Raw genomic sequence first — 23,444 nt, forward strand, 5'->3', positions numbered from 1 at the left:
ATCAGCGGTGGGACACCGAGGAGGACGGAATGAAGCAGTACCTGCTCAGCATCTACCAGCCCGACGGCCCGACCCCGCCGCCGGAGGTCCTGGACGGCGTCGTGCGCAAGCTCGACGCGCTCAACGCCGACCTCAAGGCGGCCGGGGCCTGGGTGTTCGCCGGCGGGCTGCACCCCCCGTCGACCGCCACCGTGCTGCGCGCCGCCGACGGCGACACCCTCGTCACCGACGGCCCCTACACCGAAGGCAAGGAACACCTGGGCGGGTTCACCATCATCACCGCGCCCGACCTCGACGCCGCGCTCGCCTGGGGTGGCCGGCTCGCCGACGCCGTCGCTCCGCTGCCCGTCGAGGTGCGGCCGTTCCAGGGATGAGCGTCGAGGAGGTCTTCGCCGCCGAGTACGGCCGGGCCGTGTCGGTCCTCGTGCGGGTCTTCGGGGACATCGACATCGCCGAGGAAGCCGTGCAGGACGCGTTCGCCGAGGCGGTCCGGCGGTGGCCGTCGGCCGGGCTGCCGCCGAGCCCGGCGGGCTGGATCATCACCACCGCCCGCAACCGCGCCATCGACCGGCTGCGCCGCGAGGCGGCCCGCGCGGACAAGCACGCCCAGGCCGCCCTGGTGCACGCCGAGACCGAACCCGCTGAGGAGGGCGCCGTGCCCGACGAGCGGCTCCGGCTGATCTTCACCTGCTGCCACCCGGCGCTGGCCCGGCCGGCGCAGGTCGCGTTGACGTTGCGGTTGCTCGGCGGCCTGACCACCAGCCAGATCGCGGCCGCGTTCCTGGTCACCGAGCCCACGATGGCCCAGCGGATCGTCCGGGCGAAGAACAAGATCCGCGACGCGGGCATCCCGTACCGCGTCCCGCGCGACGCCGACCTGCCGGCGCGGCTGAACGCGGTGCTGGCCGTGCTGTACCTGATCTTCAACGAGGGCTACACGGCCAGCGCGGGGGAGGAGCTGATCCGCGCCGAGCTGTGCCGCGAGGCGATCCGGCTCGCCCGGGTCCTGGCCGGGCTGATGCCGGACGAGCCCGAGGTGCAGGGCCTGCTCGCCTTGATGCTGCTGATCGATGCCCGCCGTGAGACGCGCACGACCTCTTCCGGGGAGGTCGTGCTGCTGGCCGATCAGGACCGGTCGCGCTGGGACGCCGTCCTGATCGCCGAGGGCCAGGAGATCGTCCGCCGCTGCCTGCGCCGCAACCAGCCGGGCCCGTACCAGATTCAGGCGGCGATCCAGGCCGTCCACAGCGACGCGCCGACCGACTGGTCCCAGGTCAAGGCGTTGTACGACCAGCTGCTGGAGTGGACACCGACGCCGGTGGTCGTGTTGAACCGGGCGGTGGCGGTCGGCGAGGTCGACGGTCCTGCCGTGGCGCTGGCGCTGGTCGAGGACCTCGACCTGCCGCGGTTCCCGCTGTTCCACGCGATCCGCGCGGACCTGCTGGCCAGGGTGGGACGGCCGGGGGAGGCGGCCGCGGCCTACGCGGTGGCCATCGACCTCACGCGCAACGCCGCGGAGCGGGCTCTGCTGGAACGCAAGCGCGCGTCAATCCTGGGTTGACGTTTTCAGGGGGTCTTAGTTTTTCGGGTCCCGAATCCGGCCCTCGTCGGCCCTCCGGTGAATCACCTGATTCTGAGTTGGGATATGTGACCTTATCCGAACTTAAGACCTGACCAGCATTTTTTTAGATTTTGAACAGATACTTCTAGTTCTCTTTAGAAGCTTTGATATGGTCTCCGTCATGACGGAAGATGCTGGTCAGGTGCGGATCTGCGAGTACCGGAGATGCGGAGCGCCGCTGCCGCCGGCTGTGGGGCGCGGGAGCCGCGCGCGGTTCTGCCAGGACGGCAAGACCTGGGGCCGCCGGAACCTCAGCTGCCGCGACGCCGAGGCCGTGCTCTCGGACGCCGAGTCGCTGCGGGAGAGCGACACCGAGCTGGACGACACCGCCGTCACCGCACTGGCCGGTCAGGTCGACCGGGTGCTCGAACCGGCCCGCGGGCTGGTGGAAACCCTCGCGACGCTGCGGCACCAGCTCGAGGCGACGACCGCGACCGCGCTGGCCGAACGGGATGCGGCCCTGGCCGAGACCGACGAGCACCGTCGGCAGCGTGGCCGTGCGGAAGCCGAAGCCGCGCAGGCCCGAGACATCGCCGAAACCGCCGTGTCCGAAGCGGCCGCGGCGGAGCGGGAAAAGGTGGCCGCACTCGGGGAGCGGGACGAGGAGCGGGCCGCCAAGCGGGCTGCCGTCCAGGAACAGCAGCGGGCCGAAGGGCAGCTGGCCGCGGTCCGCGACGAGCTCGGCCGCGTCGCCGACCGGGCCGATGCCGCGGCCGCGCTCGCCGGCGAACGCGCCGCGGTGATCGCGACCCTGACCGCCGAACTGGCGGCCGCCCGGACCGCGCTGGAGGAGGAACGCGGCCGCGGCCAGGCCGCCGTGGCGCGCGCGGAGGCGGCCGAAGCCCGGGCCGCGGCCGTCCAGGAACGGCTCGATGCCGCCCGCGAAGACCATGCCAGGGCGACCGCGGCACAGGACGCTTCGCACGAAGCCGCGCTCGACCGGGCCCGCGCCGAGGCCGAGCGCCTGCGGGCCGGGTTCGACCAGCGGCTCGCCGAGCTGCAGGCGGGGCACGAACAGACCGTCCGGTCGATGCACGACACCACGACGAACCTCGGTGCCGAACTGCGGACCGCGTCCGGCCGGGCCGAGGCCGCCGAGCGCGAGCTGTCGCGGGTGCTCGGCGTTCTGCGGGAGACGCCGGAGCTGCCCGAGACACTTAAGCAATTGCTTGACCGATCGCCGGAGCGGAGTTAACTTAAGTAGGTGCTTAACCATGAGGAGTCGCTGGACCTGCTGTTCCGCGCCTTGGGTGACCGGACGCGGCGGGCGCTGGTGCAGCGGCTGGTGCGCGGGCCGGCGTCGGTCAGTGAGCTGGCCGAGCCGCTGACCATGTCGCTGGCCGCGGTCGTACAGCACCTGCAGGTGCTGGAAACCGCCGGGATCGTGCGGTCGGAGAAGGTCGGCCGCGTGCGCACCTGCCGGATCGAACCGGGGGTGCTGCGCGCGGGCGAGCAGTGGCTGGGACGTCAGCGCACCACGTGGGAGAGCAGGCTCGACCAGCTCGGCGACTTCCTCGCCGAGCCGCCCGGAACGTCGGAAGGGAGCACGTCATGACCGTCCTGCACAGCACGTTCAGCCTGGAGCGCACCTACGGGGAGCCGCCGGAGCGGGTGTTCGCGGCCTGGGCGGACCCGGCCGCCAAGCAGCGCTGGTTCGCTTCCGAGGGACCCCACGAGCTGGACTTCCGCGTCGGCGGCCGGGAAACCGTCGAAGGCCGCACCCCCGGCGGCGGGCCGCTGAAGTTCGTCGCGACCTACCACGACATCGTGCCCGAGCAGCGGATCGTCTTCTCCGGCACGCTCACCGGCGACGGCTCGCTGGCGACCGTGTCGACCACGACCGTGGAGCTGTTCGCCGAAGGGGACGGCACCCGGCTGGTGCTCACCGAGCAGGACACGTTCCTCGACGGCGCGGAGAAGCCGGAGTGGCGCGAGCAGGGCACGGGCGACTGGCTCGACCGGCTCGGTGCCGAACTGAAGTGACGCCTACCGGGTCCGGTAGTGCTGCGGGCTGGCGCCGAACTCGCGTTTGAACGCGGCGCTGAGGGCGAACGCGCTGCCGTAGCCGACCTGGCGGGCGATCGAGGCGATCGTCGTCTCCGGGTGCTGGCGCAGCAGGTCCGCGGCCAGCGCGAGCCGCCAGCCGGTCAGGTACGCCATCGGGGTCTCGCCCACCGCGGCCGCGAACCGGCGGGCGAACGCGGCCCGCGACACCCCGACGTCGGCCGCGAGCTTGGCGACCGTCCACGGCTCGGCGGGCTGGTGCTGCAGCAGCCGCAGGGCCTGGCCGACGACCGGGTCGTCGTGCGCCCGGTACCACGCCGGCGCGCTGGTGTCCGGCCGGTCGAACCAGGCGCGCAGCGCGGCGATGAGCAGCAGGTCCAGCAGCCGGTCGAGGACGGCTTCCTGGCCGGGGGCGTCCTTGCCGATCTCGGTGGCGAGCAGTCCGGCGAGCGGGGTGGGCCAGTCGGCCGCGCGCAGGACGATCAGCGCGGGCAGCGCGGCGAGGAGTTTCCGGCTGATTTCGCCTTCCATGCCGTAGGTGCCGGTGAGCAGCACGACCGGGCCGCCGGTGCCCCAGGTGCGGACGCCGAGGTCGGCGTAGGCGCTCAGGTGCCCGCCGTCGGGGGTGCGGCACTCCTGGCCGGGCAGGATCAGCGCCTGCGGCGGGGTCGCGGGGTGGTCGGCGACCAGGTACGGGTCCGGGCCGCGGGTGATCGCGACGTCGCCTTCGCCCAGCAAGACGCCTTCGCCGCCGTCGGGCACGATCCACGCTTCGCCGCGGACCACTGTCACCACGGTCAGCGGCGCCCGGTCTTCGATACGCAGCGCCCACGGCGGGGTCAGCACCGAGCGCAGCAGGAACGCGCCGTGGGCGCGGGGGCCGTCGAGGAGGGCGGCGAGCGGGTCCATGCCGTCGATCGTAGACGCTGGAACATGCGATCAAGGCTTTGAACCATGGATAGTCTTGCCGGACGCCGGTTGACTGATCGGCATGACAACGAACTTCCTGGTGGTGGGCGGCACCGGCAAGACCGGGCGCCGGGTGGCGGACCGGCTGCGCGAGCGCGGTGAAACCGTGCGGATCACTTCGCGGCGCGGGGTGCCGCCATTCGACTGGAGCAAGCGGGAAACCTGGCCGGCGGTGCTGGACGGCGTCGACGCGGTCTACCTGGCCTACTACCCCGATCTGGTGGTGCCGGAGGCGGCCGGCGACATCCGGGCGTTCACGGAACTCGCGGTGGCAGCCGGGGTGCGGCACCTGGTGCTGCTGTCCGGCCGCGGCGAGGCGGAAGCCGAGGCCTGCGAGGACATCGTCCGGGCGGCCGGGACCGGCTGGACGATCCTGCGGTGCAGCTGGTTCGCGCAGAACTTCAGCGAGCACTTCCTCCTCGACGCCGTGCGCGCCGGGGAGATCGTGCTGCCGGCGGGTGCGGTGACCGAGCCGTTCGTCGACGTCCGGGACATCGCCGATGTCGCGGTGCGGGTGCTGACCGAGCCCGGCCACACCGGCCGGCGGTACGAGCTGACCGGGCCGCGGCTGCTGAGCTTCGCCGACGCCGCCGCCGAGATCGCCGCCGCGTCCGGCCGGGATGTCCGCTATGTTCCGGTTTCGGCCGGGGAGTTCGCGGCCGCGGCGGCGAGCCAGGGCGTGCCCGAGGAGGAGGTCGGCGCGCTGACCGAGCTGTTCGCCCGCGTTCTCGACGGCCGCAACGCGTCGGTGACGCCCGACGTTGCGGACGTGCTGGGCCGTCCGGCGACGGATTTCGCCGATTTCGTGCACGACGCCGCGGCGACCGGGGTCTGGACGCGGTGACGGGGAAGGGGAATCCGATGCCGACGGTGGTGCTGGTGGCCGCGCTGGTCGCGGCGGGACTGATCGCGGGGTTGTTCTACGCCTACGCCTGCTCGGTCCTGCCGGGCTTGGCGCGCGGGGACGACAAGACGTTCGTCGAAGGCATGCGCGGGATCAACATCGCGATCGTCAACCCGGTGTTCATGGTGACGTTCCTGGGTGCGCCGCTGCTGGCCGGGGTGGCGGTGTTCCTGCATCTCGGGTCGCCGTCGCTGCCGTGGGTGGTCGCGGGGTTCGTGTTCCTGGCGGGGATGGTGCTGCTGACCGGGGCGGTGCACATCCCGCTGAACAACGCCCTCGAGGCCGGCGGCGACGACTACGCGGCGGTGCGGGCGGCGTTCGAGACGGCGTGGGTGCGCTGGAACGTGCTGCGCGCGCTGGTGAGCACGGCCGGGTTCGGCTGCCTGGTCGCGGCCGTGCTCACCCGGCGTGGTTAGTCCTCGAGGCGGAAGAGCAGGTCGGTGACCCACTGCGCGGGGTCGGGGACTTCGCGGGGGTCGGTGCGCAGGACTTCCAGGCGGCAGCCCCATTCCTCGCCGTCCGGTCCCCCGGTGCGGTCCCAGGTCAGGCCTTGGTCCGCACCCCAGGCGAGGACGGCCTCGGTGGCGGCGGCGAGGCCGTCCGGCGCGCCGACGTAGGTGTCGAGGACGTACCGGCCGGCCGGGAGTTCGCCGCGGAAGGCGGGCTCGTCGGGGGTGTGGTCGCCGTCGATGGGGACGCCGGCTTCGACGGTGAAGCGCATCCCCGGGTGCAGCACGCGGTAGCGGAAGAACGGCGCTCCGGCCGGGGTGACGCCGGCGGCGGCGAGGGTGCCGATCAGGGGTGGCAGCCGGTCGGCGATCCGCGGGAAGTCCGGGATGGCGAGGGTGGCGCGTTCGGCGACGTACCGCTGGGCGGGCCGCTGCACGACGGTGGGCATCAGGCGAAGTCCTCCGGTCCGAGCATCGGGCGGACCTCGATGCTGCCGTAGGTGGCGGCGGGGTGGCGGGCGGCAAGTTCGAGGGCTTCGTCGAGGTCGGCGCAGTCGAGGATGACGAAGCCGCCGATCTGTTCCTTGGCTTCGGTGAACGGCCCGTCGGTGAGCAGCACTTCGCCGTCGCGGACGCGGATGGTGGTGGCTTCGGTCGGCGGGCGCAGGCCGCCGCCGCCGCGGATCTTGCCGCGGCGTTCCATGTCTTCGCTCCAGCCGCCGCAGCCGTCGTAGGCGTGTTCCTCCGCGGTTTCGTCGCCGCAGATCATCAGCAGGTACTGCATGTCAGCATCCTTTCAGGACTTCGCGCAGGCGCGCGGCGAACGCTTCGGCGTGGGAGTCGAACCCGCCGTGGCCGCCGGGGAACACCTCGGTGCCGGCGCCGAGGGCCGCGGCCAGCCCGAGGGCGGCCTGGTGGACCGGCAGGGCGGTGGACTCTTCGCCGACGGCGACCACCAGCCGCGCCGGTGTTGCCCGGAGTGTGTCGAGGTCGGGCTCGTACGCGCCGGTCGCGGGCATCAGGTGGCCGAAGAAGTAGGCGAAGTTGCCTTCCGCGCGCGGGTCGAGCGGCGGCGCGGGGTCGACGCCGACGACCTTCATGAACGCGGCGAAGGCGGCGGCGAGACCTTCCTCGCGGAACAGGGCCGGGATGTCGGGACCGTCGAGAGCACCGGCGGGCAGGTACCGGGTGACCGGCGGTTCGTGCAGCACGACCGTGCCGACGTCGGCCGGGTGGCGGCGCACGAGTTCGAGCAGGGTGATCGCGCCGCCGCTGCTGGCCAGGACGTCGGCGGGGCCGACTTCGGCGAGCAGCCGGTGCACGTCGTCGGCATGGTCGCCGACCGGGTCCGGACCCGGGGTGCCGTCGAGGGGGCTGCGGGACAGGCCGCGCGGGTCGAACGTGACGACGGTGTGGTCTTCGGCCAGCAGCGGCCGCAGGTGGGTGAACACCTGGGCGTCGGCGGGGCCGCCGGGGACCAGCAGCAGCACCGGGCCGGTGCCGTGGACGTCGTAGGTGAGGGTGGCGCCGGGGACGGCGAGGGTGGTCATGGGGCTTCCTCCGGTGGTCGGTCTTCAGCCGACCGACGAACGACGTCGGCCGGGACCGACACCAGCTCGGAGATTCTCCGGGTGAGGTAGGTGCGTTCGGCTTCGGTGCCGGCCAGCTCGCGGGCTTTCCCGTACCAGTGGGCGGCTTCGGCGTGGCGGCCGAGGCGGCGGAGGAAGTCGGCGCGGGTGGCGGCGAGCAGGTGGTAGCCCTCCAGCGGCAGGGCGTCGAGGAGCTCGAGCCCGGCTTCCGGGCCCTCGGCCATGCCGACCGCGATGGCGCGGTTGAGGTCGACGACGGTGCTGGGGACGTGCTTGCGCAGCTGGTCGTAGAGGCCGGCGATCTGGGGCCAGTCGGTGTCGGCCGGGTGGGCGGCGGTGGCGTGGCAGGCGGCGATGGCGGCCTGGATCTGGTACGGGCCGGGACGTCGCCGCCGCAGCGCGGCTTCCAGGATCGTGGTGCCTTCGGCGATGGCGGCGGTGTCCCAGCGGGTGCGGTCCTGTTCTTCGAGGGGGACGAGGACGCCGCCCGCGTCGACGCGGGTTTCGCGGCGGGCGTGCTGCAGCAGCATCAGGGCGAGCAGGCCGATTGCTTCGGGTTCGTCGGGCATCAGCTGCGCGAGGACGCGGGCGAGCCGGATCGCTTCGGCGGCGAGGTCCGGGCGGAGCAGGTCGGGGCCGGCGCTGGCGGAGTAGCCCTCGTTGAACGTCAGGTAGAGCACCCCGAGCACGGCATGGGTGCGTTCGGGCAGCAGGTGCGCGGGTGGGACCCGGTAGGGGATGCGGGCGTGGCGGATCTTGCGCTTCACCCGCACGAGCCGCTGGGACATGGTCGCTTCGGGGACGAGGAAGGCGCGGGCGATCTCGGCGGTGGACAGCCCGGCGAGGGTGCGCAGGGCGAGCGCGACCTGGGCTTCGGTGGCCAGCGCGGGGTGGCAGCAGGTGAAGATGAGCCGCAGCCGGTCGTCGGTGACGCCGCTGTCGTCGGGTTCCGGTGCGTCGGGGACGGGCATGCGGGCGGCCTCCCGGAGCTTGGCGGCGCCGACGGCGTCGCGGCGGAGCCGGTCGGTGGCGCGGTGGCGGGCGGCGGTGGTCAGCCAGGCGCCGGGCCGGGCTGGGACGCCGTCGCGGGGCCACGTCCGCAGGGCCAGTGCGAAGGCTTCCTGGGCGCACTCCTCGGCGAGGTCCCAGTCGCCGGTGATCCGGATGAGCGTGGCCACGACTTGGCCCCACTCCGCCCGGAACGCCTCGGCGACGGCGGTCTCGACGTCCACCACCCGCTCCTTCCCGCCGGTTTCAGCCTCCCGACGAACGGCCCGGCCCGGAACCGACAGCCACGGCGTGACACGCGCCGAATCCTTCCGCGCGCGCGACGATCCGGCCGGCTTCGACGCGGACGGCGGTCTCGGTGGCGTCGCTGACGGCGGTCACGCCGGCGGCCGCGGCGAGGGCGCCGGTGGCGTCGCAGACCAGCCGCAGCCGGGGGTGGGCCGGGGGCGCGATGGCCTGGTCGAGGCAGGTGCGCAGGTCGGCGAAGGCGAGCCGGGTCAGCGGGGCGAGTTCGCCGGGGTCGCTGGTGACGAGCACGGCGGTGACGTCGGCGCCGGCGCGGACGGCTTCTTCGAAAGCGGCGGCGCGGTGCAGGCCGAGGACGGCCACGACGCCGTCGCCGGGCCGGAAGTTCTCGCCGGTCAGCAGGTCGGTCGCCGCCGGCGGGTCCCACGGCTGCCCGGCGGGCCGGGACGGGGTGGTGATCGGCGGCTCGGCCGGCCAGTCGTCGGCGAGGCCGAGGTCGAGCAGGGCGGCGCAGGCGGTGACGAGGTGGAACGGTTCGCCGAAGCCGGGTGCGGCGGCGGCGAGCTGGGCCGCGCCGTGCAGCGTGGTGAGCGCGGCTTCGGCGACCCGCACCAGGCGCCGTCCCGGGCGGGCGCGCTCGAGGGCCAGTCCGAGCAGGATCGCGTCGACGCGGGTGAGCTGGGCGAACGGCCGCCGGGTGTGCTCGTCGGCGAGGATCTCCGGCAGCAGGTCGCGGGCGAGCCGGGCTTCTTCGCTGTCGCTGTCGGTGGACAGCGGGAGCCGGGCGATCCAGGCGCGGGCGAACGCGGCCAGGACGTCGGCCGCGGACGGGTCCGGCGGTGGGGTGGCGGGCCGGGGCGCGCGTTCGGCGAGGTCGGCCAGGACCGCGAAGTAGAGGGCGCGTTTGCCGGGGAAGTTGGAGTAGACCGCGCCGCGGGTGAGTTCGGCGCGTTCGGCGATGACGTCGATCTTCGCCTCGCGGAAGCCGCGGCGGGCGAACTCGTCGCGGGCGGCGGTGAGCACCTTGGCGCGGTTGCGCTCCTGGGTTTCCGCCCTGCTGAGCCTGACCATCGTCCTCCTTGCCGTGGGATCCCGGGTCAAGATACCGTGACCACTGAGATGATAAGAACATCTGATTTGAACATCTGGAGTGGTGGATGACCCCCGAGATCGACCTGACCGACCCGTCGGTGCTGACCGACCCGTTCACCGCCTACGACCGGGCGCGGGAGGTGAGCGCGGTGGCCAAGCTGGTCATTCCCGGATTCGGCCCGTTCTGGGCCCTGACCCGCTACGCCGAAGCGCGCGCGATGCTGACCGACCCGCGGTTCGAGGTGAATTCCGGCAGCTTCCTGCGCCCGCCGGGCATTCCGGACCACTGCCTCGCGTACCTGGAGACGATGGCGGAGAAGGACGGGCCGGAGCACCTGCGGCTGCGGCGGCTGGTGGCGCCGGCGTTCACGCCGAAGCGGGCCGCGCAGCTGCGGCCCCGGCTGGCGGCGATCACCGCACGGCTGCTCGACGAGCTGCCCGGCCACGCCGAGGACGGCGTCGTCGACCTGGTCCCGCACTTCGCGCGGCCGCTGCCGATCGACGTCATCTGCGAGCTGGTCGGCATTCCGGAGACCGATCGGCCGCGCTGGCGGGACTACGGTGCCGCGGTGGCGAGCGGAATGGGGCCGGACTTCGCCGCGGCGATCCCGGCGATCATCGAGGGCGCGAAGGAGGCCGTGGCGCGCAGCCGGGCCGAGCCGGGTGACGACCTCATCGGCGACCTGGTGCGGGTCCAGGCCGAGGACGGTGACCGGCTGAGCGACACCGACCTGGTCACCCTGGTCTGGCACCTGGTCCTGGGCGGGCAGACGCCGGTGAACCTGATCGCCAACGCCGTGGAAGTGCTGCTGCGGCACCCGGACCAGCTGGCCCTGCTGCGGGCGGACGCCGGGTTGTGGCCGGGGGCAGTGGAGGAGCTGATGCGGTTCTGCAGCCCGCAGCTGCTGACCACGCCGCGGTTCGCGCGGGAGGACGTCGAGATCGACGGGCAGGTGATCGGCAAGGGCGAGCGGGTGACCGCGGCGATGGTGGCCGCCGACCGCGACCCGCGCGTGTTCGCCGACCCGGACCGCTTCGACATCACGCGCACGGGGCCGGCGCAGCTGGGCTTCTCGCACGGGCCGCACTTCTGCCTGGGTGCCTCGATCTCGCGGGTGCAGACCGAGGTGGCGTTGTCGGCGCTGTTCGAGCGCTTCCCGGACCTGGCGCTGACCGAGGACGTGCCGCGGGCGCCCGACGGCGGGACCTGGCGTCCGGCGCGGCTACTGCTGGCGCTCTGACCGCCGGTTCGCCTGCAGTGAATGACTCATTCCTGGCGTGGCACGCCAGGAATGAGTCATTCACTGCACCTGGCGCGGGTGGTGACCAGCGCTTCGATGCCGTCGAGGACACGGGCCAGGCCGAAGCGGAAGGTGTGTGCCGGGTTCTCGGCGGCGTTGTGGGCTTGCCCGGCCGCTTGGCCGACGCGGGAGGAAATCGGGTAGTGCGCCGCGTCGGCGGCCGGGATGCCGGCCAGCACCGGCCAGGCGCGCTCCCACCACTGGGCGTCGGTCATGCCGGTGGCGCGGACCAGGCGGGCGTTGTCGAGCGAGCTGCGCGCGGTGGTGCGGACGAGGCCGGTGACGAGGCTGACCACGGCGTCCATCTCGACGTCGTCGAGCCCGATGCCGTCGATCGCGCGCAGCTCCCGCTCGTACTTGGCGAAGCTGTGCGGGCCGAGCGCGGAGCGGCTGGTGGGGACCTGCAGCAGCCAGGGGTGGCGGTGCAGCAGCGCCCACTCGTCTTCGGCGATGGCGGTCAGCGCCGCCCGCCAGCCGAGGCCTTCGTCGACGGCGGCCAGTTCGCCGTGGGCGTGGTCGATCATCAGGTCCAGCAGCTCGGCCCGGCCCGGGACGTAGGTGTAGAGCGACATGGGGGAGACGCCGAGCTGCTCGGCGACCCGGCGGATGGTGACGGCGTCGATGCCGTCGGCGTCGGCCAGCGCCACCGCCGCGCGCACGACGTCGGCGGTGGCCAGCTTGGGTTTCGGGCCGCGGCGCGGGGCTGCCGGGACGCCCCAGAGCAGCTCGATCGCCCGTCGCGGATCGCCGTCACCGTTGTCCTGCGTGCGCACGCCGGCCATTCTGCCCACCTGATTTCCGTACAACGTACAGAGTTGTGCTAACCTGTTCTCCGTACACTGTACAGAGTTAAGGGGCAGGATGACTCCGCAGATCCACGCCGAGGGACTTCGCAAGCGCTACGGCGACGCGTACGCCCTCGAGGGGTTCGATCTCTCCGTCCCGGCCGGCACCCTGTGCGGCCTGCTGGGACCCAACGGCGCCGGGAAGACGACGGCGGTCCGCGTGCTCTCGACGCTGCTGCGCCACGACGGCGGGGCCGCCCGGGTCGCCGGGTTCGACGTCGCCACCGAACCGGCGAAAGTGCGCGCTGCGATCGGGCTGGTCGGGCAGCAGGCCGCGGTCGACGAACTCCTGTCCGGGCGGCAGAACCTGATCCTGTTCGGCCGGCTGCACCACCTGGGCCGTCGCGAGGCCACCCGCCGCGCCGACGACCTCCTCGAACGCTTCGACCTCGCCGGCACCGGCTCGAAGCCGGTCTCGGCCTACTCCGGTGGGATGCGGCGGCGCCTGGACCTCGCCGCGTCGCTGCTGGCCGCCCCGCGGGTGCTGTTCCTCGACGAGCCGACGACCGGGCTCGATCCGCGCAGCCGGCTGGAGGTCTGGCGGGCGGTCCGGTCCCTGGTCGCCGACGGGACGACCGTGCTGCTCACGACGCAGTACCTGGAGGAGGCCGATCAGCTGGCCGACCGGATTTGCCTGGTCGAGCGCGGCCGGGTGATCGCCGAAGGCTCCCCGGCCGAGCTGAAGGGCTCGCTCGGGGCGACCCGGATCGAGCTGGTGCTCACCGATCCCGGCGCCCTCGCTGCGGCGGCGGGGCTGCTGGCCCGGGTCACCGGCGCCGAGCCGGTCACCGAGGAGCTGCGGGTGAGCGCGCCGGCCGAGCCGTCGATGCTGACCGACGTCGTGCGTGAGCTGGCGGCGAGCGAGCTGTCGTTCGCCGACGTGGCGTTGCGGCACCCGACGCTGGACGAAGTGTTCCTGGAGCTGACGGGGGTGGCGCGATGAGGTGGGCGCTCGAAGACGGCTGGACGCTGACCGGGCGGTACCTCGCGCAGCTGGCCCGGCGCCCGGCGCGCCTGGCCGGGGTGGTGGCGTTCCCGATCCTGATGGTGCTGATCTTCGCCTACCTGCTCGGCGGCGGGATGAGCGTGCCCGGCGGGGGCTCCTACCAGGAGTTCCTGATGCCGGGGATGTTCGCGATGACCATGGCCTTCGGCCTGTCGGGGACGATGATCGCGGTGCTCGACGACACGGGCAAGGGCGTCACCGACCGGTTCCGGTCGCTGCCGATGGCGCCCTCGGCGGTGTTCACCGGGCGGGTGGCGGCGGATCTGGTGAACGCCGTCCTCGCGCTGGCCGTGCTGGTGGGCTGTGGGTTCGCCGTCGGCTGGCGCCCGCACGGCAGCCTCGGCGAAACCCTCGCCGCGCTCGGCCTGCTGCTCCTGCTGCGCACCGCGCTGGTGTGGGCCGGGATCTACCTGGGCCTGCTGACCTCGGATCCGGCGATGGTGTCGCTCGTGCAGACGCTGGAGTTCCCGTTCGGGTTCCTCTCCGGCGCGTTCGTGGCGACCTCCACGATGCCGGCGTGGCTGGGAACCGTGGCCGAGTGGAACCCGTTGTCCTCCACGGTGACCGCGGCGCGGGTGCTGTTCGGCAACCCGGGCGCGGCCGGCACGTCCTGGGTGAGCACGCACGCGGTGCCGATGGCCGTGGTGTGGCCGCTGGTGCTGCTGGCGGTGTTCGTGCCGTTGACCGTGCGCCGATACAGGAGGCTGGGGAACTGAACGTCCACTTCGAACCGGGCGAACCACCGCGGGCGGGCCGCCTGGTGGTCGACGGCCGCGCACTGTCCATGGCCGACGGCCTGCCGGAGCTGCTGACCGGCGCCGACCCCTTCTGGGCGACGGCGGCGCGGGCGGCGCTGCGGCTGGTCGCGGCGGGACGGCTGCTGCCGGGGGTCACCGCGGCCGGGCACGACGCCTGGCGGGCGGGGCCGCTGGAACCGGCGGAAGCCGCGTGGCTGCGGGACCTCGCGGCCGCGATGCCGCCGGACGACCGCGCCCCCGGTCCGCTGCTGCGGGCCTTCCTCGACGCCGTCGCCGACACGCTGCCCCGCACCCCCGCCGCGGCCAAGGCCGCCGGGACGCGGTTGTTCGCCGCCGTCGCGCCCCAGCGCGCGGATTCCCTGCGTGACTGGGCGGACGAACTGGCCGCGGGCCTGGACTCCGGGATCCGGGTGTCGCTGCGGGTGGAGGCACCCGGCGGGTTCGACGCCGGTCGCTTCCGGGCCGTGGTCCAGGCGCACAGCCTGGCCGAGCCCGGGCTGGTCGCCGACGCGGCGCAGCTGTGGGAGACCGGCCGGTTCGGGCCACGGGCCCGCATCGACGTGCTGCTGGCGCTGCGCCGCGGCGCGCAGGTGTGGCCGGCGCTGGGACCGCTGCTGACCTCGGCGGTGCCGGCCGAGGTGGCCCTCGGCGAGGACGACGTGACCGAGCTGGTCGCGTCCGCGGGCCCGCGGCTGGCGGCGGCCGGGATCGACGTGCACTGGCCGGCCGAGCTGGCGGGCTCGCTGACCGCGCGGGCCGTCGTCCGCGCCGGGGACACCCCGGGCGACCTGCCGTCGTTCTTCGGCGGCGGGCACGCGTTGGCGTTCGACTGGCAGCTGGCGCTGGGCGGTGAGGTGCTGACCGAGGCGGAACTGGACGCGCTCGCCGAAGCCCGCCGCCCGGTGGTGCGGCTGCGCGACCAGTGGGTGCTGGTCGACCCGGCGCTGGCGGCGAAGGCGCGGGACCGGGCGCTCAAGCCGCTGACGCCGGTCGACGCGCTGGGTGCGGTGCTGTCGGGCACCACCGAGGTCGAGGGCGAAGTGGTCGAGGTCGTCACCGACGGCTGGCTGGCGCGGCTGCGGGAACGGCTGTCCCGGCCGCCGGAACCCCAGGCGCCGCCGTCCGGGCTGGCCGCGACGCTGCGGGACTACCAGCTGCGCGGGCTGCAGTGGCTGGCCACGGTCACCGGGCTCGGCCTCGGCGGCTGCCTCGCCGACGACATGGGCCTGGGCAAGACGGTCACGCTGATCGCCCTGCACCTGCACCGGGCGTCGGGTCCGACGCTGGTGGTGTGCCCGGCGTCGCTGCTGGGCAACTGGGAACGCGAGATCCGCCGGTTCGCCCCCGGCGTGCCGGTGCGGCGCTTCCACGGCAGCGCCCGGTCCCTGGACGAGCTCGACGGGTTCGTCCTGACCACCTACGGCACGCTGCGCACCGATCCCGCGCCGCTGGCCGGCGTGCGGTGGGGGCTGCTGGTGGCCGACGAGGCCCAGCACGTCAAGAACCACCGCTCGGGCACGGCGAAGGCGCTGCGGCTGGTGCCGGCGGCGGCGCGGGTGGCGCTGACCGGCACGCCGGTGGAAAACACCCTTTCGGAGCTGTGGGCGATCCTGGACTGGACCGCGCCGGGCCTGCTGGGGTCGCTGAGCGAGTTCCGGACGCGCTGGGCGAAGCCGATCGAAGCCGGGGATCCCGCCGCGGCAGAACGGCTGTCGCGGTTGCTGCGGCCGTTCCTGCTGCGGCGGCGCAAGTCCGACCCGGGGATCGCCCCGGAGTTGCCGGCGAAGACGGAGACCGACCGTCCTGTGGCGTTGAGCGCGGATCAGGTGGCGCTGTACGAGGCGGTCGTGCGGGAGATGATGGCCGACATCGCCGCCAGCGACGGGATGGCCCGGCGCGGGCGGATCGTCAAGCTGCTGACTGCGCTCAAGCAGATCTGCAACCACCCCGCGCAGTACCTCAAGCAGCCGGGTGGCCGGTCGGGCAAGGTCGAGCTGCTCGACGAATTGCTGGACACGATCCTCGCCACCGGCGGCGCGGTGCTGGTGTTCACCCAGTACGTCGCCATGGCGCGGCTGCTGGAGAAGCACCTGGCCGGGCGCGGGATCGCCACGCAATTGCTGCACGGCGGCACACCGGTGGCGCGCCGCGAGGAGCTCGTGACCCGGTTCCAGGACGGCGAGGTGCCGGTGTTCCTCCTGTCGTTGAAGGCGGCGGGCACCGGGCTGAACCTCACGCGCGCCGACCACGTCGTGCACTTCGACCGCTGGTGGAACCCGGCGGTGGAGGACCAGGCGACCGACCGGGCGTACCGGATCGGGCAGACCCGGCCGGTCCAGGTGCACCGGCTGGTCGCCGAGGGCACGGTCGAGGACCGGATCGCGGCGATGCTGCGGGAGAAGCGGGCGCTGGCCGAGGCCGTGCTGGCCGGTGGCGAGGCGGCGTTGACGGAACTGTCGGACACCGAGCTGGCCGAGCTCGTGGAACTGAGGAGCCGCGGATGAGCGACGACCGGGTACGCGGCTTTCCCGCGTTCGGCGCGGGCGGCCACTTGGCGCGTTCGTGGTGGGGCCGGGCGTGGGTGCGCGCGATGGAGGACACCGCGCTGGACCTGCGTCAGCTGAAGAAGGGCCGCAAGTACGCCGCGGCCGGGCTGGTCGGCCCGATCACCGTCAGCCCGGGCCGCATCGCGGCGGCGGTCGACGACGCCGACGGCGGCCCGTACCGCACCCAGCTCCGGCTCGCGGAACTGTCCGAAGCGGACTGGACCCGGTTCCTCGACCGCGTCGCCTCCCGGGCGGGGCACCTGGCGGCGCTGCTGGACCGCGATCTGCCACCCGATCTGGCCGAAGCGGCCGGCGTCGACCTGCTGCCGGGGATCGGCGACCTCGACCCCGAGTGCGACTGCCCCGGGTGGGAACTGCCGTGCCGGCACGCGGCGGCGTTGTCGTTCCAGGCGTCGTGGCTGCTCGACGCGGACCCGTTCCTGCTGTTGCTGATGCGCGGCAAGGGCGAGCGGGAGATCCGGTTCGAGCTGGAGAGCCGTACGGCGCCGGTTGGTTCCGAGGAACCGGCCGCGGACCGGGTGCCGGGCGAGCTGCCTTCGCTCGAGGAGTTCCGGCCGTCGGGAGCCCCGTCGATCCCGGCGGCACCGGGGGTCCCGGCTGCGGTGTTCGAACTGCTGGCGGCGAACGGTGCCGCACGGGCCCAGGCGTTGCTGGAGGGACGTCCGTGGCCGGCGCGCCGGCTGGACGCGATCCGTCTGGCGGCGGAGTTCCCCTCGGCGGCCGGACGGCTGGGGGAGGGTGCGGGGTTCGAGCGGGCGGTGGCGGCGTGGCGGTACGGCGGACCGGACGGGGTGGAGGTGCTGGAGACACCGTGGACCCCGCCGAAGGCGGTGGTGGCGGCCGCGCGGGCAGCGCTGGCGGAGGTCGAGGCGGAGCCGGTGTTCGAGCGGAACCGGTGCACGGTGGGTGAGGTGCAGCTGAGGCTGGATCGCCGAGGCCGGTGGCACCCGTACCGGCTCGAGGGCGGGGAGTGGTGGCCCGCGGGACCGCCGGAGAGCGACCCGGGCCTGCTCGCGGGCTGAGTACGGCGTTTCCCCCATGCGCCCCAAGGCGGCCTTGGTTGCGTTGATTCGGCACTGCGGCGCGAAGCGCCTCCGTTGAGGGCGGTGGTGGGGGCATGGATGGAGCACCGAATGTGGCCTTGGTTGCGTCTGACGCACCGAAGGCCACATTGGGGTTGTTTCATCGTGGTTGTGGCTGGTGGGGGTGGTGGGCTGGGTGTGTTTCGGTGATCTGGCAGCGAGTGTTGTCGGGACGGGGTGGCCGTCCCGCTGGGCATGAGTGAAGCCCTCGGCAAGATCGAGATGTGAGTCAATCACCCGCCGAGGGCTTCGGCCCCATTTCTTACCAGGTCACCCTCCCGCTGTCGCGGCAGACCCTGAGCATGGTCGCCGACCTGATCCGCACCCGGCGGCGCCGGCTGCGGTCCCGCTGGCGCAAAGCCACCCCAGCCGGGCAAGCGCTGGTGGTGCTGGCGGTGCTGCGCCACGATCAGCGGCTGGCTCACATCGGTGCCGGTCAGGGTGTGTCGGCTGCGACGGTGCGCCGGTGGGTGCTGGAAGTCATCACCCTGCTCGCCGCCCGCGCCGCACGACTGGACCGGGTCCTGCACCGGCTGGCCACCGCAGGTGCGGCGGTGGTGCTGGTGGACGGCACCCTGATCCGGACCCGCCGCCGCACCGGGCGGGCCAACCGGGCCCACTACAGCGGCAAACACAAACACCACGGACTGGTCGTCCTCGCCCTGACCGACGAGACCGGCCGGATCCTGTGGGTCTCGGCGACCCTGCCGGGCAGGACCGCCGACATCACCGCCGCCCGCCGGCTACGCCTGCGCGAACGGCTGCACGCCCACGACCTGACGCCCGCAGCGGACAAGGGCTTCCACGGCTGGCACAAAGACGTCCGTGACACCCGCACCTGCCACCGATGCGGCGGAGCGTGTGAGCAGATCGTGCTCACCCCCTACAAAGCCGAGGCGAACCGGCCCCTGACGAAAGCCCAGCAGCAGGCGAACGCGGCCTTCTCCGCGATGCGCTGCGCGGTGGAGGGCGGCTTCGCCGCCCTCAAAACCTGGCGCATCCTCGACAAACTCCGCATGCACCCACGCCACGCCACCACCCTGCTACGCGCCCTGCTCGTGCTCACCCACCACGAACAAACCGCCCGGACAAACCAGCCCTGAGCCACTACCAGACCCCGTCAACCCACCACGACCAGCACAAACCACGATGAAACAACCCCATTGGGGCGCTTCGGGCGGGTGGGCGGAAATCCGTCCCTTCTGCCCGTATCCAGCGCGGTACTCGTTGTCTCCTGTCCCCCGACGGCGGGTTCCGCCGGGCCACTGGGGGTGCGGGCGCGCGGGGTTCTCCCCGCGCGCCCGCCCGGTTTCCACCGGTGACCGACACGGTTCGAAGCGAACCCGCTGTCGAAGCCGGAGGGGGCTGCCACCACGGGGTCCCCTCCGGCGTCAGGCCGCCGCCTTCACCGCGTAGTCCTTGACCCGCATCGAGTCGTGCATGCGCACGCCGCCGGTGTTGAGCTTGGCGATCGCCCGCGTCAGCCCGGCCGGCAGCGCCGAGACCAGCTGGCCCCCTCGGGCCAGGGCCCACACCCCGGCGCGCGAGGCCGGGATCAGGCTCCGGGCCGCGCCGATCGCGAAAGCCCGGCTGCGGCGCACCAGCTCACCCATCTCCCGCTCGTACGCGGCGAAGGCCCGCTCGTGGTCCCCGTTCGCCGCGGCCAGCTCGCCGGCCAGGACGTAGGCGCCCAGCACCGCGAGGCTCGTGCTGCCGCCGACCGCCGGGCCGGGGCAGTAGCCGGCGTCGCCGACGAGCGTCACGCGGCCGCGGGACCAGGAGTCCAGCCGCAGCTGGGTGATCGAGTCGAAGTAGAACGGGCCGGGGCCGTCGAGCTCGGCCAGCCAGCCGTCGACCTGCGGGTGCATCCCGGAGAACGCTGCCCGGAGCAGCTGCTGCTGCCGGGAGACGTCACGGTGGTGGTAGTCGAGCGGCTCGTCGCGGCGGAACAGGAACACCGCGCGCGCGTCGTCCAGGTGCCCGGCGCTGTAGAGGGAGGCGGTGCGGCCGGGGCCGAGGTGGGTAACGGCCTCACCGTCGAGGCCTAGCGTGTCCGGCAGGGACAGCACCGCCAGGTACGCGCCGATGAACGTCGTCATCCCGGCCTCATCGCCGAACACCAGGCGCCGGACGTTCGAGTGCAGCCCGTCGGCACCGACGACGACGTCGAACCGGCGGGCCCGCGCGTGTTCGAAGGTGACCTCGCCGTCGGGGGAGATGGCGGTGATCGAGTCGCCGAAGAGGTACTCGACGTCGTCGCGGCCCGCGTCGTAGTAGACCTCGGACAGGTCGTCGCGCATCACCTCTACGTGCCGGTCGGAGGTGGCCTGGAAGACCTTGGCCAGGTCCACCCGCAGCGGCCTGGGGCTGCCTTCGCGGTGCAGGGTCATCCGGGTGGTGCCGGTGGCCACGGCGGTCACGCGCGGCAGGACGCCCATCTTCTCGGTGATGTCCATGGCGGGCCGGAACAGGTCGACGGCGTGGCCGCCGGTCTTGCGCAGCGCCGGCGCGCGCTCGACGACGGTGACGTCGAAGCCGTGGCGGCTGAGCCAGTACGCCAGTACCGGACCGGCGATGCTGGCGCCGGAGACGAGGATCCGCATCAGTACCTCCCTGACTTAACGGTAGGTAAGTTGTACCACAACTCCTTACCTATCGTTAAGTCAGTTATGCTGGGCCGGTGCCGAAGCCCTCCGACACCAAGCAGCGCATCCTCGACGTCGCCCGTGACCTGTTCGCCAGCCAAGGCGTCCAGCGCACCAGCCTGCAGGACATCGCCGACCGGCTCGGCATCACCAAACCGGCCCTCTACTACCACTTCCCGTCCCGCGAAGACCTGGTCCGCAGCATCGTCCAGCCGCTGCTCGACGACGGCGAGAGCTTCCTGCGCGACCAGGAAGCCCGCGGCGACGCGCCGGTGCGCGAGCTGATCGAAGGCTTCTTCGACTTCAACCACCGCCACCGCGCCGACGTCGTCATGCTGCTGGCCGAGATGCCGACCCTGGCCGACCTCGGGTTGATCGACCGCGTCCTGGGCTGGCGGACCCGCCTCACCGAGCTGATCTGCGGCCCGTCACCCACGCTCGAGCAGCAAGCCAGGGCCATCCTGGCGCTCGGCGGCCTGCAGGACGTCTGCATGCAGTTCCCCGACGTCCCGGTCGCCGACCTCAAGGCGGCCGCGGTCGCCGGCGCGCTCGACGCCCTCGGCCGATAAAAAATCTTCGCGGCGCGTGTCGAGAACGTCCGGGCGGCTCCGTCCCCGGGGCAGAAGAGACCGCCACCGCAGAAGGAGCCCACCATGCAGCAGCACGAGATCGCCGAGGTGCTCGACCGCCCGCTCAGCCGCGAACTGCTCGCCCGCGACCTGACCCGGCTGGCCTACGTCGCCAAGGACGGCACCCCGCGCTCGATCCCGATCGCCTTCACCTGGAACGGCAGCGAGATCGTCCTGTGCACGACGAAGAACTCCCCGAAGCTGCCGTCCCTGCGCGCCAACCCCGCGGTCGCCCTGACCATCGACACCGAGGTGCACCCGCCCAAGATCCTCCTCATCCGCGGCCGCGCGAAACTGGACGTCGTCGACGGCATCCCCGAGGAGTACCTGCAGATGAACGGCTCCTACGAAATGACCTCCGAGCAGCGCGTCGAGTGGGAGCGCGAGGTCCGCTCGCTCTACGACGGCATGGTCCGGATCGTCATCACCCCGACCTGGGCCAAGCTGATCGACTTCGAAACCACCCTGCCCAGCGCGGTCGAGGAGCTGGCCCGGCAGCGGGCCGAGCGCGTCGGCTAACCGATCGCGGCGCGCTCGATGATCGCTCCCGTGTCGACGCCGGCCGGGAGCGTGCCGAACGCGATGCCCCAGTCGCCGCCGAAGCGGGACGCGCAGAAGGCATCGGCGACCGCCGGGTGGCCGTGGCGCACCAGCAGCGATCCCTGCAACACCAGCGCCATCGCCTCGACCAGCCGGCGCGCCCGGTACTCGATGCCCTCGAGGTCGGTGAGCTCTTTGCGGACGCGGTCCACCGCGTCGTCGAGCCGGGCGTCACCACCGGCGGCCCGCTCCACTTCGGCGAAGAACGCCGCCACCGACTCCGGCTGCTTGCCCATGGCGCGCAACGCGTCCAGCGCGGCGACGTTGCCCGAGCCCTCCCAGATCGACGACAGCGGCGCCTCCCGGTAGAGCCGCGGCATCCCCGACTCCTCGACGTACCCGTTGCCGCCGAAGCACTCCAGCGCCTCGGCCGCGTGCGCCGGCGCCCGCTTGCACACCCAGTACTTCGACACCGCCAGGCCCAGCCGCCGGAACGCCTGTTCCTGCGCGTCGTCGCGCCGGTCGCCCGCCGCGGCCAGCCGCATCGCGACCGTCGTCGCCGCCTCGGACTCGATCACCAGATCGGCCAGGACGTTCGCCATCAGCGGCTGGTCCACCAGCGCCTTGCCGAAGGCGTGCCGGTGGGTCGCGTGGTGCACCGCGCGGACCGCACCCAGCCGCATCCCGGACGCGCTGCCCAGCGTGCAGTCCAGCCGGGTGTTGTTGACCATCTCGATGATCGTGCGGACCCCGCGGCCCTCCTCGCCGACCAGCCAGCCCACGGCGTTGTCGTACTCGATCTCCGACGACGCGTTCGACCGGTTGCCGAGCTTGTCCTTCAGCCGCTGCAGCCGGATCGGGTTGCGCGAGCCGTCCGGCAGGACACGGGGGAGCAGGAAGCACGACAGCCCGCCCGGCGCCTGCGCAAGCGTCAGGAACATGTCGCACATCGGCGCCGAGGTGAACCACTTGTGCCCGACCAGGGTGTAGCTGCCGTCCGCCACTGGGGTGGCGGTCGTCGTGTTCGCCCGCACGTCCGAGCCGCCCTGCTTCTCGGTCATCGACATGCCCGCCAGCAGCCCGCGCTTGGTGCCGGGCTCGCGCAGCCCGAAGTCGTACTCGGTCGCGGCCAGCAGCGGCTCGTACCGCGCCGCCAGCTCCGGGGTCGCGCGCAACGCCGGGATTGCCGCGTACGTCATGGAAATCGGGCAGCTGTGCCCGGCCTCGACCTGGCCCCAGACGTAGAACTTCGCCGCCCGCGCCGCGTGGACACCCTCGCGGGGGTCCTGCCACGGCGTGCCGTGCAGGCCCTGCGCCGTCGCGACCTTCATCAGGTCGTGCCAGTGCGGGTGGAACTCCACCTCGTCGATCCGGTGACCGTAGCGGTCGTGGGTGCGCAGCACCGGCTCGTTCTCGTTGACCAGCCGGCCCCACTCCTGGACCTCCTCGGTCCCGGCCAGCCGCCCCAGCTCGTGCAGCTCGCCGGCAGCCCACCCCGCACCGGCCCGCTCGAGCCCGGCCAGCAGCGCCGGGTCGTCGGCGACGTCGTGCCCGGCCAGCGGCGGGACCTGGTTGGTGACCTCATGCGTGGCGGGCATCGGAACCTCCTAGAGCGCGAAGGATGAACGTGCGAAGCTCGGCGACATCGGTGGCGTTTCCGCTGGTCAACGGGCCGATGAGGACTTCGGCGGCGGCCCCGACCAGCGCGGCGGCGGTCAGCCGGCCGTCCTGGGGCGGCAGCGACCCGTCCCGGACCCCGGCGGCGACGTGCTCGGCGATGACCTCGGTGTAGGCGCGCCGGAATTCCAGCCGCTCGGCGTCGATGAGCGCGTCGACCGGCTCGGCGAGCAGCGCGTACGCCTGCTTCGGCGCCTTGAGCGCGCGCTGGGCGAAGGTGTCGACCGCGGCCAGGACCCGCTCGGCCGGTGCGCCCGCCTCCGCCGACGCCGTCCGGACCGCCTCGACCTCCCGCGTCACGACCTGCCGGAAGACGTGCACGACCAGGTCGGCCTTGGTGGGGAAGTGCCGGTAGACGCTGCCGACGGCCACCCCGGCCCGCTCGGCGACCGCGGCGACCGAGCAGCCGCCGTAACCGTGTTCGGCCAGCTGCCGCGTCGCGGCGGCGATGATCGTCTCGCGCTGGGCGTCGAGGCGTTCCTGCACCTTCGGGGTGCGGCGGTAGGGCACGT

25 protein-coding genes are annotated in these 23,444 nt (G+C 73.1%); 15 read left to right on the top strand and 10 right to left on the bottom strand.

Annotation, left to right across the window (positions count from 1 at the left end):
* Positions 1-29 precede the first annotated feature (29 nt).
* The 5 genes from ACFPLC_RS36915 to ACFPLC_RS36935 all read left to right on the top strand — a co-directional run bounded on the left by ACFPLC_RS36915 (position 30) and on the right by ACFPLC_RS36935 (position 3,604).
* A complete protein-coding gene (locus ACFPLC_RS36915) occupies positions 30-374 on the top strand; it encodes a YciI family protein (protein ID WP_378207484.1) in 345 nt (114 codons plus the stop codon).
* Complete coding sequence (locus ACFPLC_RS36920; RefSeq protein ID WP_378207487.1) at positions 371-1,561, top strand: RNA polymerase sigma factor; 1,191 nt, start codon at positions 371-373, stop codon at positions 1,559-1,561. The genes ACFPLC_RS36915 and ACFPLC_RS36920 overlap by 4 nt, the downstream gene beginning before the upstream one ends.
* Positions 1,562-1,742: 181 nt before the next feature.
* Positions 1,743-2,816 (top strand): coiled-coil domain-containing protein, encoded by a 1,074-nt coding sequence (locus tag ACFPLC_RS36925; protein WP_378207490.1) that lies wholly within the window; start codon positions 1,743-1,745, stop codon positions 2,814-2,816.
* Between the two features lie 9 nt (positions 2,817-2,825).
* Positions 2,826-3,176 carry an ArsR/SmtB family transcription factor gene (locus ACFPLC_RS36930; RefSeq protein WP_378207493.1) on the top strand — a complete coding sequence of 117 codons (351 nt, stop codon included), beginning with the start codon at positions 2,826-2,828 and terminating at the stop codon, positions 3,174-3,176.
* Positions 3,173-3,604, top strand: a complete 432-nt coding sequence (locus ACFPLC_RS36935; protein WP_378207495.1) for an SRPBCC family protein — start codon at positions 3,173-3,175, stop codon at positions 3,602-3,604. Before ACFPLC_RS36930 ends, ACFPLC_RS36935 begins: the two co-directional genes overlap by 4 nt.
* Positions 3,605-3,607: 3 nt before the next feature.
* Here ACFPLC_RS36935 and ACFPLC_RS36940 read toward each other — a convergent pair whose 3' ends face one another.
* A complete protein-coding gene (locus tag ACFPLC_RS36940; protein ID WP_378207498.1) occupies positions 3,608-4,534 on the bottom strand; it encodes an AraC family transcriptional regulator in 927 nt (308 codons plus the stop codon).
* Positions 4,535-4,616: 82 nt separating this feature from the next.
* Here ACFPLC_RS36940 and ACFPLC_RS36945 point away from each other — a divergent pair, with 82 nt between their 5' ends.
* Both ACFPLC_RS36945 and ACFPLC_RS36950 read left to right on the top strand, forming a co-directional pair.
* Positions 4,617-5,438, top strand: a complete 822-nt coding sequence (locus tag ACFPLC_RS36945; RefSeq protein ID WP_378207501.1) for an NAD(P)H-binding protein — start codon at positions 4,617-4,619, stop codon at positions 5,436-5,438.
* Positions 5,439-5,455: 17 nt separating this feature from the next.
* On the top strand, positions 5,456-5,914 hold the full coding sequence (locus tag ACFPLC_RS36950; RefSeq protein ID WP_378207504.1) for an anthrone oxygenase family protein: 459 nt from the start codon (positions 5,456-5,458) through the stop codon (positions 5,912-5,914).
* Here the strand turns inward: ACFPLC_RS36950 and ACFPLC_RS36955 are convergent.
* From ACFPLC_RS36955 to ACFPLC_RS36975, 5 genes are read right to left on the bottom strand one after another with little or no spacing between them, the layout of a single operon-like run.
* Entirely contained in the window at positions 5,911-6,396 is a 486-nt protein-coding gene (locus ACFPLC_RS36955) for a GyrI-like domain-containing protein (RefSeq protein ID WP_378207508.1), read from the bottom strand. The genes ACFPLC_RS36950 and ACFPLC_RS36955 overlap by 4 nt on opposite strands.
* Complete coding sequence (locus tag ACFPLC_RS36960) at positions 6,396-6,731, bottom strand: YciI family protein (RefSeq protein WP_378207511.1); 336 nt, start codon at positions 6,729-6,731, stop codon at positions 6,396-6,398. The genes ACFPLC_RS36955 and ACFPLC_RS36960 overlap by 1 nt, the downstream gene beginning before the upstream one ends.
* A 1-nt stretch (position 6,732) precedes the next feature.
* Positions 6,733-7,497, bottom strand: a complete 765-nt coding sequence (locus ACFPLC_RS36965) for an alpha/beta fold hydrolase (protein WP_378207514.1) — start codon at positions 7,495-7,497, stop codon at positions 6,733-6,735.
* Positions 7,494-8,768, bottom strand: a complete 1,275-nt coding sequence (locus ACFPLC_RS36970; RefSeq protein WP_378207517.1) for an RNA polymerase sigma factor — start codon at positions 8,766-8,768, stop codon at positions 7,494-7,496. Before ACFPLC_RS36970 ends, ACFPLC_RS36965 begins: the two co-directional genes overlap by 4 nt.
* 22 nt (positions 8,769-8,790) lie before the next feature.
* Entirely contained in the window at positions 8,791-9,861 is a 1,071-nt protein-coding gene (locus tag ACFPLC_RS36975) for a TetR/AcrR family transcriptional regulator (RefSeq protein ID WP_378207520.1), read from the bottom strand.
* 86 nt (positions 9,862-9,947) lie between these two features.
* Here ACFPLC_RS36975 and ACFPLC_RS36980 point away from each other — a divergent pair, with 86 nt between their 5' ends.
* Positions 9,948-11,123, top strand: coding sequence for a cytochrome P450 family protein (locus tag ACFPLC_RS36980; protein ID WP_378207523.1), 1,176 nt, complete (start codon positions 9,948-9,950; stop codon positions 11,121-11,123).
* A 56-nt stretch (positions 11,124-11,179) separates the two neighbouring features.
* Here the strand turns inward: ACFPLC_RS36980 and ACFPLC_RS36985 are convergent, their stop codons facing one another.
* The gene (locus ACFPLC_RS36985) at positions 11,180-11,965 is read right to left on the bottom strand and encodes a TetR/AcrR family transcriptional regulator (protein ID WP_378207526.1); all 786 of its coding nucleotides are present in this window, start codon (positions 11,963-11,965) and stop codon (positions 11,180-11,182) included.
* Between the two features lie 79 nt (positions 11,966-12,044).
* Here ACFPLC_RS36985 and ACFPLC_RS36990 point away from each other — a divergent pair, with 79 nt between their 5' ends.
* The 5 genes from ACFPLC_RS36990 to ACFPLC_RS37010 all read left to right on the top strand — a co-directional run bounded on the left by ACFPLC_RS36990 (position 12,045) and on the right by ACFPLC_RS37010 (position 18,544).
* A complete protein-coding gene (locus tag ACFPLC_RS36990) occupies positions 12,045-12,971 on the top strand; it encodes an ATP-binding cassette domain-containing protein (protein ID WP_378207529.1) in 927 nt (308 codons plus the stop codon).
* A complete protein-coding gene (locus ACFPLC_RS36995; protein WP_378207532.1) occupies positions 12,968-13,750 on the top strand; it encodes an ABC transporter permease in 783 nt (260 codons plus the stop codon). The genes ACFPLC_RS36990 and ACFPLC_RS36995 overlap by 4 nt, the downstream gene beginning before the upstream one ends.
* A 68-nt stretch (positions 13,751-13,818) precedes the next feature.
* Complete coding sequence (locus ACFPLC_RS37000) at positions 13,819-16,296, top strand: DEAD/DEAH box helicase (protein WP_378236294.1); 2,478 nt, start codon at positions 13,819-13,821, stop codon at positions 16,294-16,296.
* A complete protein-coding gene (locus ACFPLC_RS37005) occupies positions 16,293-17,381 on the top strand; it encodes an SWIM zinc finger family protein (RefSeq protein ID WP_378207538.1) in 1,089 nt (362 codons plus the stop codon). The genes ACFPLC_RS37000 and ACFPLC_RS37005 overlap by 4 nt, the downstream gene beginning before the upstream one ends.
* 284 nt (positions 17,382-17,665) lie before the next feature.
* Positions 17,666-18,544, top strand: coding sequence for a transposase family protein (locus ACFPLC_RS37010; protein ID WP_378208316.1), 879 nt, complete (start codon positions 17,666-17,668; stop codon positions 18,542-18,544).
* 288 nt (positions 18,545-18,832) lie between these two features.
* Here the strand turns inward: ACFPLC_RS37010 and ACFPLC_RS37015 are convergent, their stop codons facing one another.
* Positions 18,833-20,044 carry an FAD-dependent monooxygenase gene (locus tag ACFPLC_RS37015; RefSeq protein WP_378198097.1) on the bottom strand — a complete coding sequence of 404 codons (1,212 nt, stop codon included), beginning with the start codon at positions 20,042-20,044 and terminating at the stop codon, positions 18,833-18,835.
* Between the two features lie 77 nt (positions 20,045-20,121).
* On the opposite strand from ACFPLC_RS37015, the gene ACFPLC_RS37020 reads away from it, so the two are divergent.
* A complete protein-coding gene (locus ACFPLC_RS37020) occupies positions 20,122-20,655 on the top strand; it encodes a TetR/AcrR family transcriptional regulator (protein WP_378198095.1) in 534 nt (177 codons plus the stop codon).
* A gap of 84 nt (positions 20,656-20,739) precedes the next feature.
* Positions 20,740-21,234, top strand: coding sequence for a pyridoxamine 5'-phosphate oxidase family protein (locus ACFPLC_RS37025; RefSeq protein ID WP_378198093.1), 495 nt, complete (start codon positions 20,740-20,742; stop codon positions 21,232-21,234).
* On the opposite strand, the gene ACFPLC_RS37030 is transcribed toward ACFPLC_RS37025, so the two are convergent.
* A complete protein-coding gene (locus ACFPLC_RS37030; RefSeq protein WP_378198091.1) occupies positions 21,231-22,853 on the bottom strand; it encodes an acyl-CoA dehydrogenase family protein in 1,623 nt (540 codons plus the stop codon). The two genes, ACFPLC_RS37025 and ACFPLC_RS37030, sit on opposite strands and share 4 nt — an antisense overlap.
* Positions 22,837-23,442, bottom strand: a complete 606-nt coding sequence (locus tag ACFPLC_RS37035; RefSeq protein ID WP_378198089.1) for a TetR/AcrR family transcriptional regulator — start codon at positions 23,440-23,442, stop codon at positions 22,837-22,839. The genes ACFPLC_RS37030 and ACFPLC_RS37035 overlap by 17 nt, the downstream gene beginning before the upstream one ends.
* Positions 23,443-23,444 lie beyond the last annotated feature (2 nt).

The organism is Amycolatopsis plumensis, assembly GCF_042652605.1.
GTDB lineage: Bacteria > Actinomycetota > Actinomycetes > Mycobacteriales > Pseudonocardiaceae > Amycolatopsis > Amycolatopsis plumensis.

Excerpts from the sequence above, each read along its gene's own strand:
- ACFPLC_RS36920 (WP_378207487.1), top strand. The coding sequence starts at position 371 with ATGAGCGTCGAGGAGGTCTTCGCCGCCGAGTACGGCCGGGCCGTGTCG.
- ACFPLC_RS36945 (WP_378207501.1), top strand. The coding sequence starts at position 4,617 with ATGACAACGAACTTCCTGGTGGTGGGCGGCACCGGCAAGACCGGGCGC.
- ACFPLC_RS37005 (WP_378207538.1), top strand. The coding sequence starts at position 16,293 with ATGAGCGACGACCGGGTACGCGGCTTTCCCGCGTTCGGCGCGGGCGGC.
- ACFPLC_RS37030 (WP_378198091.1), bottom strand. The coding sequence starts at position 22,853 with ATGCCCGCCACGCATGAGGTCACCAACCAGGTCCCGCCGCTGGCCGGG.
- ACFPLC_RS36965 (WP_378207514.1), bottom strand. The coding sequence starts at position 7,497 with ATGACCACCCTCGCCGTCCCCGGCGCCACCCTCACCTACGACGTCCAC.
- ACFPLC_RS37015 (WP_378198097.1), bottom strand. The coding sequence starts at position 20,044 with ATGCGGATCCTCGTCTCCGGCGCCAGCATCGCCGGTCCGGTACTGGCG.
- ACFPLC_RS36935 (WP_378207495.1), top strand. The coding sequence starts at position 3,173 with ATGACCGTCCTGCACAGCACGTTCAGCCTGGAGCGCACCTACGGGGAG.
- ACFPLC_RS36985 (WP_378207526.1), bottom strand. The coding sequence starts at position 11,965 with ATGGCCGGCGTGCGCACGCAGGACAACGGTGACGGCGATCCGCGACGG.
- ACFPLC_RS36915 (WP_378207484.1), top strand. The coding sequence starts at position 30 with ATGAAGCAGTACCTGCTCAGCATCTACCAGCCCGACGGCCCGACCCCG.
- ACFPLC_RS36950 (WP_378207504.1), top strand. The coding sequence starts at position 5,456 with ATGCCGACGGTGGTGCTGGTGGCCGCGCTGGTCGCGGCGGGACTGATC.
- ACFPLC_RS37025 (WP_378198093.1), top strand. The coding sequence starts at position 20,740 with ATGCAGCAGCACGAGATCGCCGAGGTGCTCGACCGCCCGCTCAGCCGC.
- ACFPLC_RS36925 (WP_378207490.1), top strand. The coding sequence starts at position 1,743 with ATGACGGAAGATGCTGGTCAGGTGCGGATCTGCGAGTACCGGAGATGC.
- ACFPLC_RS36960 (WP_378207511.1), bottom strand. The coding sequence starts at position 6,731 with ATGCAGTACCTGCTGATGATCTGCGGCGACGAAACCGCGGAGGAACAC.
- ACFPLC_RS36990 (WP_378207529.1), top strand. The coding sequence starts at position 12,045 with ATGACTCCGCAGATCCACGCCGAGGGACTTCGCAAGCGCTACGGCGAC.
- ACFPLC_RS36940 (WP_378207498.1), bottom strand. The coding sequence starts at position 4,534 with ATGGACCCGCTCGCCGCCCTCCTCGACGGCCCCCGCGCCCACGGCGCG.
- ACFPLC_RS37000 (WP_378236294.1), top strand. The coding sequence starts at position 13,819 with ATGGCCGACGGCCTGCCGGAGCTGCTGACCGGCGCCGACCCCTTCTGG.
- ACFPLC_RS36955 (WP_378207508.1), bottom strand. The coding sequence starts at position 6,396 with ATGCCCACCGTCGTGCAGCGGCCCGCCCAGCGGTACGTCGCCGAACGC.
- ACFPLC_RS36995 (WP_378207532.1), top strand. The coding sequence starts at position 12,968 with ATGAGGTGGGCGCTCGAAGACGGCTGGACGCTGACCGGGCGGTACCTC.
- ACFPLC_RS36980 (WP_378207523.1), top strand. The coding sequence starts at position 9,948 with ATGACCCCCGAGATCGACCTGACCGACCCGTCGGTGCTGACCGACCCG.
- ACFPLC_RS36975 (WP_378207520.1), bottom strand. The coding sequence starts at position 9,861 with ATGGTCAGGCTCAGCAGGGCGGAAACCCAGGAGCGCAACCGCGCCAAG.